Annotated in this window: 1 protein-coding gene; it reads left to right on the plus strand. The window is 65.4% G+C overall.

Annotation, left to right across the window (positions count from 1 at the left end; translation table 11 throughout):
* The first annotated feature begins 48 nt into the window (after positions 1-48).
* Positions 49-1,286, plus strand: a protein-coding gene (locus IF188_RS20000; protein ID WP_191173568.1) for an IS3 family transposase whose coding sequence is annotated in 2 segments (ribosomal slippage) — positions 49-334 and positions 334-1,286 — 1,239 coding nt in all. Because the reading frame shifts where the segments join, the coding sequence is not laid out codon by codon here.
* The last annotated feature ends 22 nt before the right edge of the window (positions 1,287-1,308 follow it).

Consider the following 1,308-nt stretch of genomic DNA (forward strand, 5'->3'; position numbering starts at 1 on the left):
TGAATCGCCCTGGGTTTCGTTCCGTTCTTGAAGTAAGGATGGAACACGATGAATCAGAAGTACTCGGCGGAGATGCGTGAGCGCGCGTTGCGGATGCTGGATGAGGCCAAGCCCGATCACGCGAACCTGATGGCCGCGGTCCGGCATGTGGCGGGCCTGCTGGGGATGAGCCCGGAGACGTTGCGGGTGTGGCATCGGCGCCGCGAGGTCGACGCCGGCGTGCGTCCGGGAGTTCCGACGGACGTCGCGGCGGAGAACGCTCAGTTGCGTCGTGAGAACGCGGAGCTGCGGAAGGCGAACGAGGTCCTCAAGGCTGCGAGTGTGTTTTTCGCGAAGGAGCTCGACCGCCCCTCGACGAGATGATCCGGTTCATCGACATGCACCGGGATCAGTTCGGGGTCGAGCTCATCTGCCGTGTCCTCAAGGACGCGGTGCGAGGGTTCCTCACCTCCCGCGGCTACCGGGCCGCGAAGACCCGCCCGGCATCAGCGCGGCAGCTGAAGGATGAGCTGCTGGTCGGCGAGATCAAGCGGCTGCACGCGGAGAACTACGGCGTGTACGGGGTGCGGAAGATGCATGCGCTGCTGCGCCGGCAGGGATGGGATGTCGGCCGCGACCAGACCGCCCGGCTGATGCGGCTGGCTGGGGTGGCCGGGGTGAAGCGGTCGAAGAAAGTGTTCACCACAAAGTCCGATCCGACGATCCCGCAGCCGAAGGACCTCGTCAAGCGCAACTTCACCGCGCCCGCGCCGCGCAGGCTGTGGGTCGCTGACATCACATACGTCGCGACGTGGGCCGGGTTCGCGTACGTCGCGTTCGTGATCGACGTGTTCAGTCGCATGATCGTCGGTTGGAATGTGGCATCCACGCTGAAGGCAGACGTGCTGCCGTTGCAGGCGCTGAACATGGCCGCGTTCAACGCCGCAGGGCCGTTGGATGAGCTCGTCCATCACGCCGACCACGGGTCGAACTACCTCTCGATCGTCTACACCGATCGGATCGTCGAGCTCGGTGCGAAGCCGTCCACGGGGACCGTGGGCGACTCGTTCGACAATGCCCTCGCCGAGGCGGTGAACGGGCTCTACAAGACCGAACTCATCCGCCGCCGAGGCCCGTGGCGGACCGTCGAGCAGGTCGAGCTCGCGACACTCGAGTACGTGTGGTGGTGGAACAACCAACGCCTCCACGGCGAGCTCGACTACCGCCCGCCCATCGAGGTCGAGGACGCGTACTACGCTGACCTGGAATCCGCCCAGCCGGTGATCGCCGGACAGGGAACCCGATAGGAACGAAACCCAGGGCGATTCA

This window comes from Microbacterium helvum (assembly GCF_014779795.1).
GTDB classification, from domain to species: domain Bacteria; phylum Actinomycetota; class Actinomycetes; order Actinomycetales; family Microbacteriaceae; genus Microbacterium; species Microbacterium helvum.